13 protein-coding genes are annotated in these 17557 nt (G+C 45.4%); 9 read left to right on the plus strand and 4 right to left on the minus strand.

The window, feature by feature from the left end:
* Positions 1 to 28: 28 nt before the first annotated feature.
* Both glnE and hldE read left to right on the plus strand, forming a co-directional pair.
* Positions 29 to 2875, plus strand: coding sequence for a bifunctional [glutamate--ammonia ligase]-adenylyl-L-tyrosine phosphorylase/[glutamate--ammonia-ligase] adenylyltransferase (gene glnE / locus ACXABW_RS02460; RefSeq protein ID WP_457523842.1), 2847 nt, complete (start codon positions 29 to 31; stop codon positions 2873 to 2875).
* A gap of 72 nt (positions 2876 to 2947) precedes the next feature.
* A complete protein-coding gene (hldE, locus tag ACXABW_RS02465) occupies positions 2948 to 4378 on the plus strand; it encodes a bifunctional D-glycero-beta-D-manno-heptose-7-phosphate kinase/D-glycero-beta-D-manno-heptose 1-phosphate adenylyltransferase HldE (RefSeq protein ID WP_252029484.1) in 1431 nt (476 codons plus the stop codon).
* 138 nt (positions 4379 to 4516) lie between these two features.
* Here the strand turns inward: hldE and tolC are convergent, their stop codons facing one another.
* Positions 4517 to 5854, minus strand: a complete 1338-nt coding sequence (tolC, locus tag ACXABW_RS02470) for an outer membrane channel protein TolC (RefSeq protein ID WP_457523844.1) — start codon at positions 5852 to 5854, stop codon at positions 4517 to 4519.
* 232 nt (positions 5855 to 6086) lie between these two features.
* Here tolC and nudF point away from each other — a divergent pair, with 232 nt between their 5' ends.
* The 6 genes from nudF to parC all read left to right on the plus strand — a co-directional run bounded on the left by nudF (position 6087) and on the right by parC (position 13030).
* Positions 6087 to 6716, plus strand: coding sequence for an ADP-ribose diphosphatase (gene nudF, locus ACXABW_RS02475; protein WP_457523846.1), 630 nt, complete (start codon positions 6087 to 6089; stop codon positions 6714 to 6716).
* Positions 6704 to 7153, plus strand: a complete 450-nt coding sequence (locus ACXABW_RS02480) for a DUF1249 family protein (protein WP_252029487.1) — start codon at positions 6704 to 6706, stop codon at positions 7151 to 7153. The genes nudF and ACXABW_RS02480 overlap by 13 nt, the downstream gene beginning before the upstream one ends.
* A 22-nt stretch (positions 7154 to 7175) precedes the next feature.
* A complete protein-coding gene (gene cpdA / locus ACXABW_RS02485) occupies positions 7176 to 7997 on the plus strand; it encodes a 3',5'-cyclic-AMP phosphodiesterase (RefSeq protein WP_457523848.1) in 822 nt (273 codons plus the stop codon).
* A gap of 2 nt (positions 7998 to 7999) precedes the next feature.
* Complete coding sequence (gene yqiA / locus ACXABW_RS02490) at positions 8000 to 8584, plus strand: esterase YqiA (RefSeq protein WP_265686422.1); 585 nt, start codon at positions 8000 to 8002, stop codon at positions 8582 to 8584.
* 288 nt (positions 8585 to 8872) lie between these two features.
* Positions 8873 to 10753 (plus strand): DNA topoisomerase IV subunit B, encoded by a 1881-nt coding sequence (gene parE, locus ACXABW_RS02495; RefSeq protein WP_252029490.1) that lies wholly within the window; start codon positions 8873 to 8875, stop codon positions 10751 to 10753.
* A gap of 3 nt (positions 10754 to 10756) precedes the next feature.
* Positions 10757 to 13030, plus strand: coding sequence for a DNA topoisomerase IV subunit A (gene parC, locus ACXABW_RS02500; RefSeq protein WP_252029491.1), 2274 nt, complete (start codon positions 10757 to 10759; stop codon positions 13028 to 13030).
* Between the two features lie 58 nt (positions 13031 to 13088).
* Here parC and degS read toward each other — a convergent pair whose 3' ends face one another.
* From degS to zapG, 3 genes are all read right to left on the minus strand, one after another.
* Positions 13089 to 14150, minus strand: a complete 1062-nt coding sequence (gene degS / locus ACXABW_RS02505; protein ID WP_252030770.1) for an outer membrane-stress sensor serine endopeptidase DegS — start codon at positions 14148 to 14150, stop codon at positions 13089 to 13091.
* 142 nt (positions 14151 to 14292) lie between these two features.
* The gene (locus tag ACXABW_RS02510) at positions 14293 to 15660 is read right to left on the minus strand and encodes a DegQ family serine endoprotease (RefSeq protein WP_457523851.1); all 1368 of its coding nucleotides are present in this window, start codon (positions 15658 to 15660) and stop codon (positions 14293 to 14295) included.
* Between the two features lie 109 nt (positions 15661 to 15769).
* Complete coding sequence (gene zapG, locus ACXABW_RS02515) at positions 15770 to 16216, minus strand: Z-ring associated protein ZapG (RefSeq protein ID WP_252029493.1); 447 nt, start codon at positions 16214 to 16216, stop codon at positions 15770 to 15772.
* Between the two features lie 131 nt (positions 16217 to 16347).
* Here zapG and zapE point away from each other — a divergent pair, with 131 nt between their 5' ends.
* On the plus strand, positions 16348 to 17451 hold the full coding sequence (zapE, locus tag ACXABW_RS02520) for a cell division protein ZapE (RefSeq protein WP_252029494.1): 1104 nt from the start codon (positions 16348 to 16350) through the stop codon (positions 17449 to 17451).
* Positions 17452 to 17557 lie beyond the last annotated feature (106 nt).

A 17557-nucleotide genomic window follows, 5' to 3' on the forward strand; every position in this document is an offset into this window, starting at 1 on the left:
CGGTTATCACTTAGCACAAGGAAGAATCATGCAATTGCCTTCGGAGTTACAGTCTCATTCTCAAACCGCTGTTGAGTCTCTTTTGAACCAATTTCCAGATGCATTTCAATCATGGACTCAAACTCGTACAGACGAGCTGAAGTACATCGCAGGGCTTAGCCAGTTTGTCGTTGAAGTTTTGTCTCGTGATGAACATTTGGCGCAGCAGTTGCCAGACATGTTATCCGAGAAACAGCGAAGTGAGCACTACCGAGAGCGTTTAGCCGCTTTGTTGGCTAATTGCAGTGATGAAATGAGTGGGCATCGTGTTCTGCGCCAATTCCGTAATCGTGAGATGGCCTATATTGCTTGGCGTGATTTCACTCAAATGTGGCCTCTAGAGCAAAGCCTTGAACATCTATCTAGCTTAGCTGAAGCAATGATCTTCGAAACTTATCGTTGGCAATATGAAGCGTGTTGTAAAGATTGGGGTACGCCATGTAACGAGCAAGGCGAAGCTCAACCAATGCTGATTATCGGTATGGGCAAGCTGGGTGGTGGTGAGCTGAACTTTTCTTCTGATATCGACCTGATCTTTACCTACCCCGAGAACGGCGAAACTCAAGGTGCCCGCCGCAGCATTGCTAATGCTCAGTTTTTCACTCGTTTAGGACAGCGAGTGATTAAAGCGCTCGATCAACAGACCTTTGATGGCTTTTGCTATCGCGTCGACATGCGATTGCGTCCATTTGGCGAGAGTGGGCCGCTCGTAATGAGCTATGCAGCTTTGGAAGATTACTATCAAGAACAGGGGCGAGATTGGGAGCGTTACGCGATGATTAAAGCACGCGTAATGGGCAGTGAAATGTACCCTGAGTACCAAGAACTGCGTCAAATGCTAAGACCATTCGTGTTCCGTCGCTATATCGATTTTAGTGCTATTCAATCGCTGCGCCGTATGAAGTCAATGATCAGCAGTGAAGTTAGGCGCCGCGGTTTAAGCAATAATATAAAACTCGGAGCCGGTGGCATTCGAGAAATCGAGTTTATTGCTCAGGTGTTCCAGCTAATTCGCGGTGGTCGAGAGCCAAGTCTGCGTGGGCGAGGCCTATTGCAAACCTTGCAAGCGATCAAAGAACTGCAGCAGCTTGAAGAGAAAGAAGTCGAGAACCTGACGCAAAGCTACCTCTTTTTACGTCGTTTAGAAAACCTACTTCAGGCAATGGCCGACAAACAAACTCAGACCTTACCAGATTCTGAAGTAGAACAGTTGAAGTTAGCCGTCGCGATGGGCTATCAGGATTGGCCTTCGCTTGTTGAAGATGTGAAACGATACATGGCCCAAGTCCACGTGGTGTTTGAACAATTAATCGGTGACGATGAGGAAGAAGCCGGCACTATCGAGCCTTTCTACCACGAACTCTGGGATATGGCTCATAAGCCTGACGTGATAGAGCATATTCTGCAGACCGACATTAGTAGCGACGAACCAAGCTCGCTGGCAAAGACCATTATTCAGTTTAAAAAAGACTTAGCAAAGAAAACCTTAGGGCCTAGAGGACGAGAAGTACTGAATCGTCTTATGCCTAAGGTGTTTCACGCTATTTTCTCCCATAAGGATGCTAGGTTTGGTCTAAGTCGTGTCCTCCATCTGCTACATAAAATAGTTACTCGAACGACTTACCTTGAACTACTAGAAGAACATCCAGCAGCCCTAGTGCAGCTAGTTCGACTCTGTACCGCAAGCCCTATGATTTCGGAGCAATTAGGTCGCTACCCAATTCTTCTGGATGAGCTTATCGATCCTCAACAGCTATACAACCCTGTGCCATTAGAGTCTTACAAAACTGAACTACGAGACTATTTGGCTCGAATTCCGGAAGATGACATGGAGCAGCAAATGGAGGCGCTGCGTCAATTCAAACAAATTTGTATTCTCCGGATTGCTGCTGCTGACATTGCAGAAGTGTTGCCTGTAATGAAAGTGAGCGATCACCTGACTTATCTTGCTGAGGCGATTGTTGAGTCCGTGGTACATCAGGCGTGGCAGCAAATGGCAGAAAAATATGGTGAACCTACTCATATTAAAGATAGGGAAGGTAAAGGGTTCGCTGTGGTTGGGTACGGGAAAGTTGGTGGCTGGGAGCTAGGTTATAACTCTGATCTCGACATCGTGTTTATGCATGATTGCCCTGTGAGCGCTTACACCGATGGTAAGAAAGAAATTGATGGCAGACAGTTTTACCTTCGATTAGCCCAGCGCATCATCCATATCTTTTCGACTCGTACAGCATCAGGCATTTTGTATGAAGTTGACACTCGTTTGAGACCTTCTGGTGCTTCTGGTTTATTGGTGAGTCCAACCGAAGCCTTTGACGAATATCAGCATAATGATGCATGGACATGGGAACATCAGGCGCTAGTCCGCGCACGTATGATTTACGGAGATGCGCCACTGCAACAAGCGTTTGCAAAAACGCGCAGTGACATCATGTGTTTAGAGCGTGATGAAGCTAAGTTGAAAAAAGACGTCGTGGACATGAGGATCAAAATGCGTGATCACTTAGGGGGCAAGAAAGCGGGCCGCTTTATGCTCAAGCAGGACCCCGGTGGTATTACCGATGTTGAGTTCCTCGCTCAATATTTGGTTCTGAACTACAGTCATCAGAAACCGAAATTAACACGTTGGTCTGACAATGTTCGTATCTTTGAATCTATGATGGCTCAAGGAGTGCTTGAAGAAGAGCAAGCTATGGCATTAACTCACGCCTATACCACTTTGCGTGATGAAATCCACCACCGAAATTTACTCAACCTCGATGCTGATGTAGCGGAAGACAAGTATCAACGCGAGCGTCAGGTGGTCATTCAAGTTTGGAATCAGTGGTTAGGTTAATGCTAAGCAAACATTTAGTGACAAAAATCCCTGTGTTACACTTCGCCTTGTATTGAATTTTGGAGATCCACAATGAAACCAATCCTACCTGATTACAGCGAATCTGGTGTTCTGATCATCGGTGATGTGATGCTAGATAGATACTGGTATGGCCCAACGGGGCGCATTTCGCCAGAAGCTCCAGTACCTGTAGTGAAAGTAGAGAACAATGAAGAGCGTCCCGGTGGTGCGGCAAACGTTGCGATGAATATTGCTTCCCTGGGCGGACATGCACATATCGTTGGTTTGACCGGTATGGACGAGCCTGCCAAGGTTCTGACTGAAACGCTAACTTCACTGAAAGTAACGTGTGATTTTGTGGCTCTACCGAATTATCCAACCATTACTAAGCTTCGTGTCCTCAGTCGAGGTCAGCAGCTGATTCGTTTGGACTTTGAAGATAAGTTTGAAAACACAGATGCTGAATTGATTTTGTCTCGTATGGAGCAAGCGCTACCAAAGGTAAAATCCGTGATTTTGTCGGATTATGCGAAAGGGGCTCTTGAACACGTGCAGCAGTTCATTCAAAAAGCACGTGCGGCGAACGTTCCAGTATTCATCGACCCTAAAGGCGCGGACTTTGAGCGTTATCGTGGTGCGACACTACTCACGCCAAACATGGCCGAGTTTGAACATGTAGTTGGTAAAGTGAAGTCGGATCAGGAGCTGGTTGAAAAAGGTTTAGCGCTGATTGACGAGTATGACTTTGAAGCGTTGCTTGTGACACGCAGTGAACATGGTATGACGTTGCTTCGTCGTGGTGAAGAACCGTTCCATCTACCGACTCAAGCGAAAGAAGTGTATGACGTGACTGGTGCGGGCGATACCGTTATCTCTGTACTCGCGGCCTCAGTTGCTGCGGGTAAGCCGCTCGACCAAGCGTGCGCATTGGCTAATGCAGCCGCTGGTGTGGTTGTCGGTAAACTAGGAACCTCTACGCTATCGACGATTGAACTGGCTGAAGCGATTCACGGCAGCCAAGATACCGATTATGGTGTGATTACTGAACCAGCGTTGATTGAAGCGGTGAAGCAGGCTCGCGCTAAAGGTGAAACGGTTGTGATGACCAACGGTTGTTTTGATATCTTGCATGCAGGCCATGTGTCTTACTTAAACCACGCTGCTCAGCTTGGTGACAAGCTAATTGTTGCGGTTAATACTGATGAGTCAGTGAAACGATTGAAGGGACCTGGCCGACCAGTTAATCCAACCGATCGCCGCATGGCTGTATTGGCGGGCCTTGGTGCTGTGGATTGGGTTGTCCCATTTAGTGAAGATACGCCACAGCGTTTGATCTCGGAAGTATTGCCAACCATGTTAGTAAAAGGTGGTGATTACAAGCCAGAAGAGATTGCAGGCGGCAAAGAAGTGATAGCAGCGGGCGGTGAAGTGAAAGTACTTAACTTCGAAGAAGGTTGCTCAACGACTGAAATTATCGATGCCATTAAAGGTGGCCGCGGCTAGTATCGCTGTTAGCACTGCTTACCATGTAAAAACGTCAGCAATTCGCTGGCGTTTTTGTTTATGTCGATTGGTCGTATAAGACTCAAAACAAAAAAAGCCACTGAAGTTCAGTGGCTTTTTAACTATTGATTGTGACGTTTATTGAGCTGCGGCGGCTGCTTTTAGGCCGTCATTGATATCTAGGATATCTTGCTCGTTCAGTGAGCCCACTGCTTGACGTAGTTGAAGTACGCTCAAGATGTAGTTGTAACGTGCATCAGACAAGTTCTTGTTCGCATCGTAAAGACGACGAGTTGAATCGAGTACGTCAACAATGGTACGAGTACCAACATCAAAACCAGCTTCAGTTGCTTCAAGTGCCGAGTTGGCAGAAACTACAGTTTGCTCGTAAGCGCGCAGTGCACCAATAGAGGCTGTAATATTGTTGTTGAATGCGCGAACGTCTTTTACAACACTACGGTAAGTCGCTTCTAGATCTTGGCTCGCAGCAACGTAAGCAAACTCAGCTTGCTTAGTTTGCGACGTGATATTGCCACCTGTGTATAGAGGCACTACTAAGTTCACACCAATGTTGAAATCGTTGTTAGTGTAATCATCACCACCGTTAGCAAATACGGCAGAATTGCTACTATTAGTTTCATTACCGTAGTTATAACCACCATCTAACGTTAAAGATGGTAAGTGTCCCGAACCCGCAAGAGCAATGTTGTCTCGTGCCACATCTTGTGCAATACGAGCGGTCAGTAGGCTAAGGTTTTTGGTTTGCGCTTCTTCTACCAAGGCTTCTGGTGATGAGCTGCTCTTACTTGCTGAGAAGCGGTCAGTATCCAGTACGTAAAGATTGGAATGCTCCTGACCTGTGATTTCACGTAGAGATTCGTAGCTGTTGACTAGGTTATTTTCAGCCAGTACTTCATCAGCCAGTACGCCATCGTATTGAGCTTGTGCATCATGAACGTCGGTGATCGCAGATAGGCCTACTTCAAAACGTTGTTTAGTTTGCTCAAGTTGACGGCCAACCGCGGCTTTCTCTGCGCGTACAAACTCGAGATTGTCTTGCGCACGTAGCACTTCGAAGTAAGCTTCAGAAACACGAAGAATTAGGCTTTGCTGTGCTGCTGCGTATGCAGAGTCTGCTTGGCGAGCGGTTTTCTCTGCGGTGTCTAGAGTGACCCAACTTGAGCGGTTATATAGCTCTTGCGAGAAGTTGATGCCAGCAGTCAGTTTATCACTTTCACGTGCGTCCTGATCACTACGGTTAATGTTGTAACCAGCCGTTAAGTTAATTTGTGGTAGTAGGTCACTACGGCTAGATGTTACTGCTTCAAAAGCGGCATCACGTTGTGCTGCGGCACTGAGTAACTGAGGGTCGTTGTCTTTTGCCTGATTGTAAATATCAGCCAGAGTATCTGCCCAAGCTGATGTAGATAAGCTACCGAGCGCTGCGCTGATAAATAGTGGAAGCAGTTTTTTCATTAGTCCTATTCCTGCCTAATATATAAAGAGAATTACTGTTCAAGAGTTTAACTCATGTTGATGGCCTTTTACTCAAAACTTTGCGCTTTTTTACACATCAATAACGTTTTGAGTAATTATTCGTAAAAACGTTAAATTAAAAATATAAGTTTTATATAAAAAGTTGAGCCATGTCCTTGGTTGTTTAGGAAAACTCTGAGTAAACTATAAGATTCACTCAGAGAGGTGCCAAATGCAACAGTCTGACAACCAACAAACGCAGTTTACTGCGCAAGATGTAGAAATAATCTCAAAAGAAACACTGTTTAAGGGTTTCTTTAAGATGGTTAAGTATCGTTTCAAGCATCGGTTGTTCGCTGGTGGCTGGAGCTCTGCGATAGATCGAGAGATGTTTGAGCGCGGCCATGCTGCGGCAATACTGCCTTATGATCCTGTGCGTGACGAGGTGGTGATCATTGAGCAAATTCGTGTTGGTGCGTTAGAGCATCGCTCTCCATGGCAGCTTGAAATCGTCGCTGGAATTATTGATCCCGGTGAATCGGCTGAAGATGTCGTTAGGCGTGAATCTATTGAGGAAGCTGGTGTTGAAGTTGGGCGTATTGGCAAGATTACGTCTTACTATCCTTCATCTGGTGGTTGCTCAGAAATGTTGGATGTTTTCGTTGGAGAAGTGGATGCTTCCACTGCGCAAGGAATCCACGGGTTGGATTACGAAGGCGAAGATATTCGAGTGGCAGTGATGAGCAGAGAAGAAGCTTATCAACAGGTCAAAAATGGCAAGATAGAAAATGGAGCTACCATCATTGCATTGCAATGGTTAGAGCTGAACTATTTGGAATTAAGAGAGCAATGGCTGAATTAGCAACTAAGCCGTATCACGTTGATTTATCTGAATTGATGCGTGTTTACGAGACAAACTATGCCAAACTTAACGCTTTGCTGCCTAGCCAGCCAAGTGTCGGGGATGTGCGATGCTATGAAGCGGCTTCCATGACTTATCAACTGCAAGTGGCAGAAGTCACAAAGTACACAACTTTAGTGGATATTTGTCAGAGTGATGACGTTCCAATATTTCCATTGCCAAAAATGTCTGTCAGGCTGTATCACGATGCTCGTGTGGCAGAAGTGTTTTCTAGTCATCATTTGAGCCGGGTTCAGGCGCGTTTTGACTACCCAAATAGTCAAATGGTGCAAAAGGATGAAAAAGCACAGGTAAATCGCTTTTTAGGTGATTGGCTAACCTTTTGTTTAAAGCATGGTATTAGTCGAGCACCCTTAGATCTTAGTAAAAAATCATAGTTCGAGTTATTAGGTTTTAGTTTTGAAATTGTCGTCGACTGCAGAAGACACAACTAGCATTAAGTTGCTACAAATAACTGACACTCACCTGTTTGCTCCCGCAGACGGGAGTCTTTTGAGTGTCCGTACGTTGGACAGTTTTCAAGCTGTTGTACGTAACGTGGTTGAACGTAGTGTTCAGTTCGATGCGATTTTAGCGACGGGAGATATATCCCAAGATCACAGCAGTGAGTCTTATCAGCGTTTTGCTGATGGCATTGAAGAACTTCATAAGCCTTGTTTCTGGCTACCGGGAAACCATGATTTTAAGCCGAATATGGGCAGTGTTTTTCCTTCGCAGCAAATTCACCATATAGAACACGCATTGCTTGGCGAACACTGGCAAGTTGTGATGCTCGACTCTCAAGTCGTAGGTGTACCGCATGGCCGCCTTAGTGAGCAGCAGTTAGCACTGCTGGACACTAAACTCGCAGCGTACAGTGAGCGCCATACACTGGTGTTGTTGCACCATCACCCAGTATTAGTGGGGAGTGCTTGGTTAGATCAGCACTCATTGAAGGACAGTGAAGATTTTTGGCAGGTGGTTCGCAAACACTCGAATGTTAAAGCTGTGCTTTGTGGTCATGTTCATCAAGATATGGATGTGGATATTGAAGGGGTGAGAGTGATGGCAACACCTTCTACTTGTGTGCAGTTTAAGCCAAATTCAGATGACTTTGCGCTAGATAAGCAATCTCCTGGGTGGCGAGAGCTGGAGTTACGTTCAGACGGCGTACTTGAAACAAGTGTTGAAAGGTTACGCCCAGGTTCTTTCTTACCTGACTTTAGCGCAGATGGATACTAACTATGTCCAAACCTTCGCTATTGCTCTACATTCATGGTTTTAACAGCTCTCCTCAGTCACATAAAGCCAATGTTATGGCAAGCTACTGTGCTGAGTTTCGCTCAGATATCAAAGTCGTTATTCCCCAATTAGATTGTTTTCCTCAGCAAGCGGCGCAGCAGTTGCTGAAGATTGTTGAACAGCATCAAGAAAACTACAACATCGGCTTAGTGGGGAGCTCACTGGGCGGATACATGTCGACTTGGCTCAATGCTAAATTTGGTTTTCGTGCTGTGTTGGTCAACCCAGCAGTGAAGCCTTATGAATTATTGGTCGACTACCTTGGTGAGCAAGTTAATCCTTATACCAACACGCGCTATCAACTTGAAAGTAAACATATAGCTGAACTGAGGCAGCTGGATGTACCGGAAATAAAATCGCCATCAGACTTTTGGTTGTTGCAGCAAACAGAAGATGAAGTTCTGGATTATCGTCAAGCGGTTGAAAAGTATTCGCTCTCTCTACAGACAATAGAACAAGGCGGTGACCATAGCTTTGTCGACTTTGAGCGATTTCCTGAGCAAATTATTCAATTCCTCAAGCTCTAGGCTGCTAATCTGTTTGTCACTTATGCCTCTTAGCGAGAACTGATCCAAATCATAATTAGGTTCAACATTCGCCAGTTCATTGAGGGTAGAGTCATAATTTTACTCGCAACTTACTTATCTCGCTTGACATAAGTGAGTCTGTTCCAGACTATGTTCCCCCTATAGCTTTCGCAGAAGCAAGCGTTGAAATGTTCAGCGTTTTTGTCACTTTTTAGTCTAAATTTCTAAAAGCTTTCATAAACCGTCTGCAAAGTTACAACTTAACTCTCTATTACAAATTTCCGTATTATGACTGAACAATATAATGCTGGAGCCATTGAGGTTCTTAATGGCTTAGAGCCAGTACGTCGCCGACCAGGGATGTATACGGATACAGCGCGACCTAACCACTTAGGTCAAGAAGTTATCGATAACAGTGTCGATGAAGCGCTAGCCGGACATGCCTCTAAGGTGCAAGTGATTCTCCACCCAGATCAATCTCTAGAAGTGATTGATGATGGCCGTGGTATGCCTGTCGATATTCACCCGGAAGAAAAAGTCTCGGGTGTTGAACTGATCCTTTGTAAGCTTCACGCTGGTGGTAAGTTCTCCAACAAGAATTATCAGTTTTCTGGTGGCCTACACGGGGTGGGGATTTCAGTTGTAAACGCCCTGTCCAAGCGTGTAGAAGTGACGGTTCGCCGTGATGGACAAGTGTATGAAATTGCATTCGAACACGGTGATAAAGTTTCTGATTTAGCGGTTACTGGTACTTGCGGACGTCGTAATCGCGGTACCAGTGTCCATTTCTGGCCAGACGCAAAGTACTTCGATTCAGCTAATTTCTCTGTTACACGCTTAGTGAACAATCTGCGTGCGAAGGCGGTACTTTGTCCAGGCCTTGAAATTACCTTTACCGACAAGGTGAATGGTAAGGACTATAAATGGCACTACGAAGATGGTCTGAAAGACTATCTTGCCGAAGGCGTAAAAGGGTATACCGTTATTCCTGAAGAACCGTTTACCGGTGAGTTTAGTGCAGAAACGGAAGCGGCTAACTGGGCTGTGATTTGGCAGCCAGAAGGCGGTGAGATGATCACCGAAAGCTACGTTAACTTAATCCCAACCGCACAAGGTGGTACGCACGTCAATGGCCTTCGCCAGGGCTTACTTGATGCTATGCGCGAATTCTGTGAGTTCCGCAATCTACTTCCTCGTGGAGTGAAGCTAACCGGTGACGATGTGTTTGACCGATGCTCATATGTTTTGTCGGTTAAAATTCAAGACCCTCAGTTTGCAGGCCAAACCAAAGAACGTTTATCGTCACGTCAAACCGCTGCGTTTGTCTCTGGTGTCGTGAAAGATTCGTTCAGCTTGTGGTTGAATGAAAAGCCACAACTGGCAGAGCAACTCGCTGAAGTGTGTATTGCCAATGCGCACCGTCGTATGCGTGCCAGCAAAAAAGTCGTGCGTAAGAAAGTGGCGTCAGGCCCAGCACTACCAGGAAAGTTAACCGACTGTTCCGTACAGGACTTAAACCGAACTGAAATCTTTTTTGTCGAGGGGGACTCGGCGGGTGGCAGTGCGAAGCAAGCGCGTGATCGTGAATTCCAAGCGGTTATGCCGCTGCGTGGTAAGATCCTTAATACTTGGGAGGTGTCTGCAGACCAAGTACTTGCTTCACAGGAAGTTCACGACATTTCAGTTGCTCTCGGTATCGATCCTGATAGCGATAACCTAGAAGGTCTACGCTACGGTAAGATTTGTATCCTTGCCGATGCGGACTCGGATGGTCTTCACATTGCCACTCTTCTGTGCGCGCTATTTACTCGTCACTTCAGTGCGTTGGTGGAAGCTGGGCACATTTATGTTGCGATGCCACCTCTATATCGTATCGATTGTGGTAAAGAAGTGTTCTATGCCCTTGATGACGATGAAAAAGAAGGCATTTTAGAGCGTCTCTCTAAGAAAAAAGCCAAAATCAACGTGCAACGATTCAAAGGTCTGGGTGAGATGAACCCACTGCAGTTGCGCGAAACTACCATGGACCCGAATACTCGCCGTTTGGTTCAGCTAACTATCGACGATAACGAAGCAACCATGGAAATGATGGACATGTTGTTAGGTAAGAAACGTGCGGATGATCGCCGTTCTTGGCTACAAAACAACGGTGATATGGCTGAGGTTTAACGAATGTCGACAGAAATTACCTATGATGGCGTTGAACAGCTGCCTATGCGCAGGTTCACCGAAGATGCCTACCTCAATTACTCTATGTACGTCATCATGGACCGTGCGTTGCCATATATTGGTGACGGTTTAAAGCCGGTTCAGCGACGTATTATTTATGCAATGTCGGAGCTTGGTCTTTCAGCCGCTGCGAAATACAAAAAATCTGCACGTACCGTTGGTGACGTTCTGGGTAAGTACCACCCACACGGTGACTCAGCGTGTTACGAAGCCATGGTACTAATGGCCCAGCCTTTCTCATATCGCTACCCATTGGTTGATGGCCAAGGTAACTGGGGTGCACCAGATGATCCTAAGTCATTTGCTGCGATGCGTTATACCGAAGCAAAACTGTCTAAGTTTGCTGAGGTACTGCTCGGTGAATTAGGCCAAGGCACGGTTGAGTGGCAACCAAACTTTGATGGCACAATGAAAGAGCCACAAATGTTACCAGCTCGCTTACCTCATATCTTACTCAATGGTGTGACAGGTATTGCGGTTGGTATGGCAACGGATATTCCTCCACACAATGTGAGAGAAGTAGCCGATGCGACCATCCACTTAATCGATAATCCGAAATCAGAACTTCCAGATGTGATGGAATTTGTTCAAGGGCCGGATTATCCGACTGAAGCAGAAATCATTTCTCCAAAGTCGGACATTGAAAAGATTTATCGCACTGGCCGTGGCAGCATCAAGATGCGCGCAGTCTGGCATAAAGAAGGTTCTGACATCGTTATCACCTCGCTACCTCACCAAGTGTCTGGTGCGAAACTGCTAGAGCAAATTGCTAACCAAATGCGAGCCAAAAAGCTGCCAATGGTTGATGACTTGCGTGATGAATCTGATCACGAGAACCCGACTCGAATTGTGGTAGTGCCACGTTCGAATCGAATCGATTGCGATCAGTTGATGAACCACCTCTTTGCTTCTACTGATTTAGAGAAAAGCTTCCGCGTTAACTTGAACATGATCGGTCTAGACAACCGACCTCAAGTAAAAGGTTTAGTACAGATTCTATCGGAGTGGATTGAATTCCGTCGTACAACCGTTCGTCGTCGTTTACAGCACCGTTTAGATAAAGTGCTTGCTCGCCTACATATCTTAGAAGGCTTGTTGGTTGCTTACTTAAACCTTGATGAAGTCATTGAAATAATTCGTACTGAAGACGACCCTAAAGCTGTGCTTATGGAACGATTCGGTATTACTGATATTCAAGCTGATGCCATTTTGGATACTAAACTTCGTCATCTTGCTAAGTTAGAAGAGATGAAGATCCGTGGTGAGCAAGATGAGCTGGAAAAAGAGCGCGAAAAACTTGAATTGCTGCTTGGTTCAGAGCGTCGCTTAAATACGCTGCTGAAGAAAGAGATTAAAGCCGATGCAGAGAAGTATGGCGATGACCGCCGCTCTCCGTTAGTAGAAAGAGCGGAAGCGAAAGCGCTAACAGAGCGTGATTTGGTGCCAAGTGAACCAATTACGGTTGTGCTTTCTGAGAAAGGTTGGATTCGTCATGCCAAAGGGCATGAGGTTGATGCCGAAGGCTTGAACTACAAGTCGGGTGATAAGTATATGGCTCATGCTCGCGGTAAGAGCAATCAACAAGCTGTATTCCTTGGTAGTGATGGCCGAAGTTACTCACTTGAGTCTCATTCGTTGCCGTCGGCACGTAGTCAAGGTGAGCCTATTACTGGCCGTTTAAACATCAGTGCTGGAACCAGTATTCGCCAAGTGATTATGGGTGAAGAAGAGCAACTATGGTTAGTGGGTTCCGATGCGGGTTATGGCTTTGTATGTAAAGGCTCAGACTTACTGTCTAAAAACCGCAGTGGTAAAGCTCTAGTGAACCTACCTCAAAGCTCAGAGATCATGGCTCCAGATGCCATTACGGATTTAGATAGCGATGAAATCTTAGCGATTACTAACCAAGGTAGAATGTTGTTGTTCCCAATTAAAGACTTACCTCAGTTAAGTAAAGGTAAGGGGAATAAGATCATTAATATCCCTGCAGCGAAAGCGAAAGAGCGTGAGGAATTTGTTTCTCACCTAATAGCGTTGCCACAAGGTGTCTCAATTACGCTATATGCTGGTAAGAGAAAGTTAGGGTTAAAACCTGCAGACTTGGAGAACTTCCGTGGCGAGCGAGGCCGTCGTGGTGCTTTATTACCGAGAGGGCTACAAAGAGTTACTCGCATTGAAATCGATGCTGATTCAGCGCCTGACGTTGAAGCAGAATAAACGCTAGATAAAAATAAACCCCGCTACATATAGCGGGGTTTATTTTTTGTGAAGAAGTTTAGCGTGTGTCTTCAGCAATCGTAACTGGGAGTGTCATCTCTTCTCCCTTACGTAGAACCAAAACATCGACGGTGGTACCAGGCCTTAGATTTGTGACAATATCTAATACACTTTGTCGACCATTCACTTTTTGTCCATCAATCTTCAAGATAATGTCTCTTTCCTCGAACCCTGCCTCTGCACCAGGGCCTTGTGGGTCGACACCTAGAACAATAATTCCGCCGACATGTTCACTACCGAGTAAGCGAGATGTTACTGAATTGATATCCTGTCCGTCTAAACCTATGTAACCACGAATCACTCGGCCATCTGCGATGATTTTTTCCATAATTTTATTGGCCAGAGGGAAAGGTATTGCAAAAGAGATCCCGTACGTTTCTAGTTCTGTTGCTTGCTGGAAAGACGCAGTATTAATACCAACAAGCTCACCTTGAGTGTTGACCAGAGCACCACCAGAGTTACCTTCGTTGATCGCTGCGTCAGTCTGAATGAAGGCTTGTCTGCCATCCATGCTGATAGAAGAGCGACCTGTCGCAGAGATAATTCCAAAGGTCGTGGTTTGTCCTAGGTTATATGGGTTACCAATAGCCAAAACAACGTCGCCAACTTTGGCACTATAGTTGGGGTTGAGCGGAATGACAGGTAGGTTATCACCTTCGACCCGTAAAATTGCAATGTCAGTACGGCGGTCTTTTCCGACTAATTGCGCGGCAGCGACTCGGCCATCTTGAAGTGCGACTACAATTTGATCTGCTTGAGCCACTACGTGGTAGTTCGTGATGATGTAGCCTTTCTCACTAACAATAACGCCAGAACCTAGGCCTTGTGTAGAAAGCTTGGAACGATCGCTCTGAGAGTACTTTCGGCTGTATATGTTTACGACAGCTGGTGCGGCTTTGCGTACCGCATTATTAAATGAAATCTGTAAGGAAGCACCGTCGTTGACTGTACTTGTGGCCTCATTTGGCAAGATATTGGTGCGCAAGGAAGGTAGTGCGACGAGTAGTAGAGCCGCGGTGGCAAGCCCCAAGACTACTGAACGCAACAAGAATTTCAGCATAGTTTCCCCAAAGTCGACGACAAAGCTCATCCTTTAAGTGCTTAAAACTAAAGCACCAAAACCCGAAGCATAGCATTAGAGCTCAAAATAATAAAAGGGCAGCCTATAAACAGGTTGCCCTTTACTAACTCGCTCGCGTTTTTTAGCGGATAACGAGGTAGATGGTTCTGTCGCCACGTTGGATATTTAGTGCAAGTATGCCAGGCTTCTTATCAATTATAGCTCTGAAGTCGGCAAGGTTTTTCACACGTTTACGGTTAACGCCGATGATAATATCGTTAGCTTCAAGTTGGTATGCTTGAGCATTTGAACCGTCTTCCACTGATGTCACTTTTACCCCTTGTACTTTATCGCTGTCGGTAGTGTTAGTGAGTTCAGCTCCAGCAAGGCCCTCATGCAATTTGTCGGCTGAGGTTTTATTGGTAAGTTGTTCGCCAAGAGTGACGTCGAACGTTTTTGATTTACCATCGCGAATCACGCCTAAGGTGATTTCTTTACCTGCTCCTAAGGTCGCGACCTTGGCTCTTAACTCGCCAAAGGTATTTATTTTCTTACCGTTAATTGAAACGATAATATCTCCGGCTTCAAGGCCTGCTTCGTCAGCAGCACTGTCTGGAACTACTTGGCTAACAAAGGCCCCTTTACTTGATTCATAACCTAATGCTTCAGCTAGCTCAGAAGTGATTTCTCCACCTTGAACGCCAAGCATGCCGCGTTTTACTTCACCATACTCTTTGATTTGCTCTGTGAGGTTCTTCATCATATTTGAAGGGATGGCAAAGCCAATACCAACGTTGCCGCCATTTGGACCTAAAATAGCGGTATTAATACCAATGAGTTCACCATTTAAGTTGACTAGTGCACCACCCGAGTTACCGCTGTTTATTGCGGCATCAGTTTGAATAAAGTTTTCGAAATTTTCTAAATTTAGTCCGCTGCGACCAAGTGCAGAAACTATGCCTGACGTTACGGTTTGGCCCAATCCAAATGGATTACCAATCGCTACGGTGAAATCACCGACACGTAATTTGTCAGAGTCCGCTACGCTGATTTGAGTAAGGTTCTTAGCGGTTTCAAGTTTGAGTAGTGCGATGTCCGAAAGCTGATCGCCACCGATCAGTTCAGCATCATATTCTCTGCCATCATGCAGTTTTACTCGGATTTTCTCAGCACCGTTTATTACGTGATAGTTAGTAACAATATGGCCTTTCTTCGCATCAATTATGACACCTGACCCCAACCCTCTAAACGGACGTTCTTGTACTTGCTCTGATGGAAAGTCTGGACCAAAGAAGTAGCGAAACTGTTCTGGAAGTTGCTGGCGAGAAACCTGTGTGCCTTCCACTGCAATGCTAACAACGGCGGGCGTTACTTTCTCAAGCATTGGAGCAAGGCTAGGAAGCTGTTGGCCATCTACTGAAAGGGGGAGAGTAGCAGAGGCTTGAATTGGGGTGATGAGACTACTTAAGCTTAACGATAGAACGGTTAAAGCAAGCAAAGGTTTTTTCATCGAATAACTCCTATGTGGTGTTTAACCGACCTAGGCGCATTGTTGAATGCTAAAAAGTCGGTGCCAGTGAGAGTTATGACTTAAAAACCTTTGCAAAGTTCCTAACTGGTTAGGATGCTTTCGCCGTTACGACTTCTGCGGAGTCGATAATTTCTTTCTGATGCTCTTTTAAAAGGCCAGTAGAACCGCTCGCATAATCTTTAGGTGCTTGTTCGATGCTATTCTCGACGGTGTCTTGAGATTCATCGATTTTTTGCGGGATCTTATTTGCAAAAGGATTATCTTGGTCGGGTAGGTTAGGTAAGAGCTCAGAAGAGGTCTTAGCCATATGTTGATAAAGCTTGGTGTAATCTTTACCAAGAGTTTCTAGCATTTCAGCAGTTTGAGCGAAGTGGTCGGTCAGCTCTTGACGTTGTTGTTCAAGAGAGTATTTTGCTGCGTCGAGTTCTTTTTGAACCGATTTTTGTTTCTTGTAGTCAGGAGTAGTTAGGCGACAAATAATCACTCCAAGCACAGCACCGATTAGTAAGCCAACAATGGCGTAAATCCAAGGCATAATTGCTCCTTATCGTTGTAATTTAACATGTGTGTTACCGAGTGGTTACACATGTTCAAGCCTCATGGTACTATGAGATTCTGAGTCAATAAAGAAAAATACGTCTGTTCTGTTTAGCGGGTAATGCTGTCGTGACACCTAAAGAAAAATATCAAAACGATCTACTCACACTTGGTTTCCAGCGCGATGAGGCACAAGCTAATGCAGTGAATGCGCTTGATAATCTATACCATCAATTGGTTGATTATTTTAATGCACCAGTCCCTAATGTAAGTCGTTGGAAAAAGTTGCTTGGTAAGAAGCCAGATATGCCAGTCGCACCAAAAGGGCTCTATTTTTGGGGGGGCGTAGGCAGGGGTAAAACCTACTTGATGGATTCTTTTTATGACGCACTGCCAACGCAAAAGAAAATGCGAGTGCATTTTCACCGCTTTATGTATCGAGTGCATGATGAACTCACGGCTTTAGGGGATGTGAGTGATCCACTTGAATTAGTGGCGGATAAGTTCAAATCTGAAACAGAGATCATTTGCTTTGATGAGTTCTTTGTATCGGATATTACAGATGCCATGATCCTTGGGACTTTATTCCAAGCCTTGTTTGCTCGAGGGATTGTATTGGTCGCTACATCTAATATCCCACCTCACGACTTATATCGAAATGGTTTGCAGCGCGCTCGATTCTTGCCGGCTATTAAGCTCATCGAAACCAATTGTGTGGTGATGAACGTGGATAGTGGGGTTGATTACCGCCTTAGAACGCTAGAACAAGCTGAAATCTACCACTACCCATTAGACGAAGCGGCAACCAGTAATTTGTTCAGCTACTATTCCCAACTTGCTGGAGAGGGGAAAGCGAAAGAAACGTCGATCGAAATTAACCACCGCGAGATTGAAGTTGTCGAAGCATGTGACGGTGTTTTACATGCAACTTTTGAGCAGCTTTGTCAAAGTGCTCGCAGTCAAAATGATTACATTGAAATGTCGCGTATTTATCACACGGTTTTATTGGCAGACGTAAAGCAAATGAGTGGTGTCATCGACGATGCAGCAAGGCGATTTATCGCTTTGGTCGATGAATTTTATGAGCGTAACGTTAAGTTAATTATTTCTGCTGAGGTGGCGTTAGAAGCACTATATACCTCAGGGCAGTTAGAATTTGAATTTAAGCGATGCCAGTCACGTTTAATTGAAATGCAAAGTCATGATTACCTAGCGAAAGAGCACTTGGCTTAACCCTTTTTCCGACCTAGGAAGAGTTGAACGAAAAAAATCGTGATTTTGTTCAAAAAGAGGTGATTTTTTCTTCGCTCTTCTCTATAATCCTGCGACCTACCGTTAC

The organism is Vibrio paucivorans, from assembly GCF_054053395.1.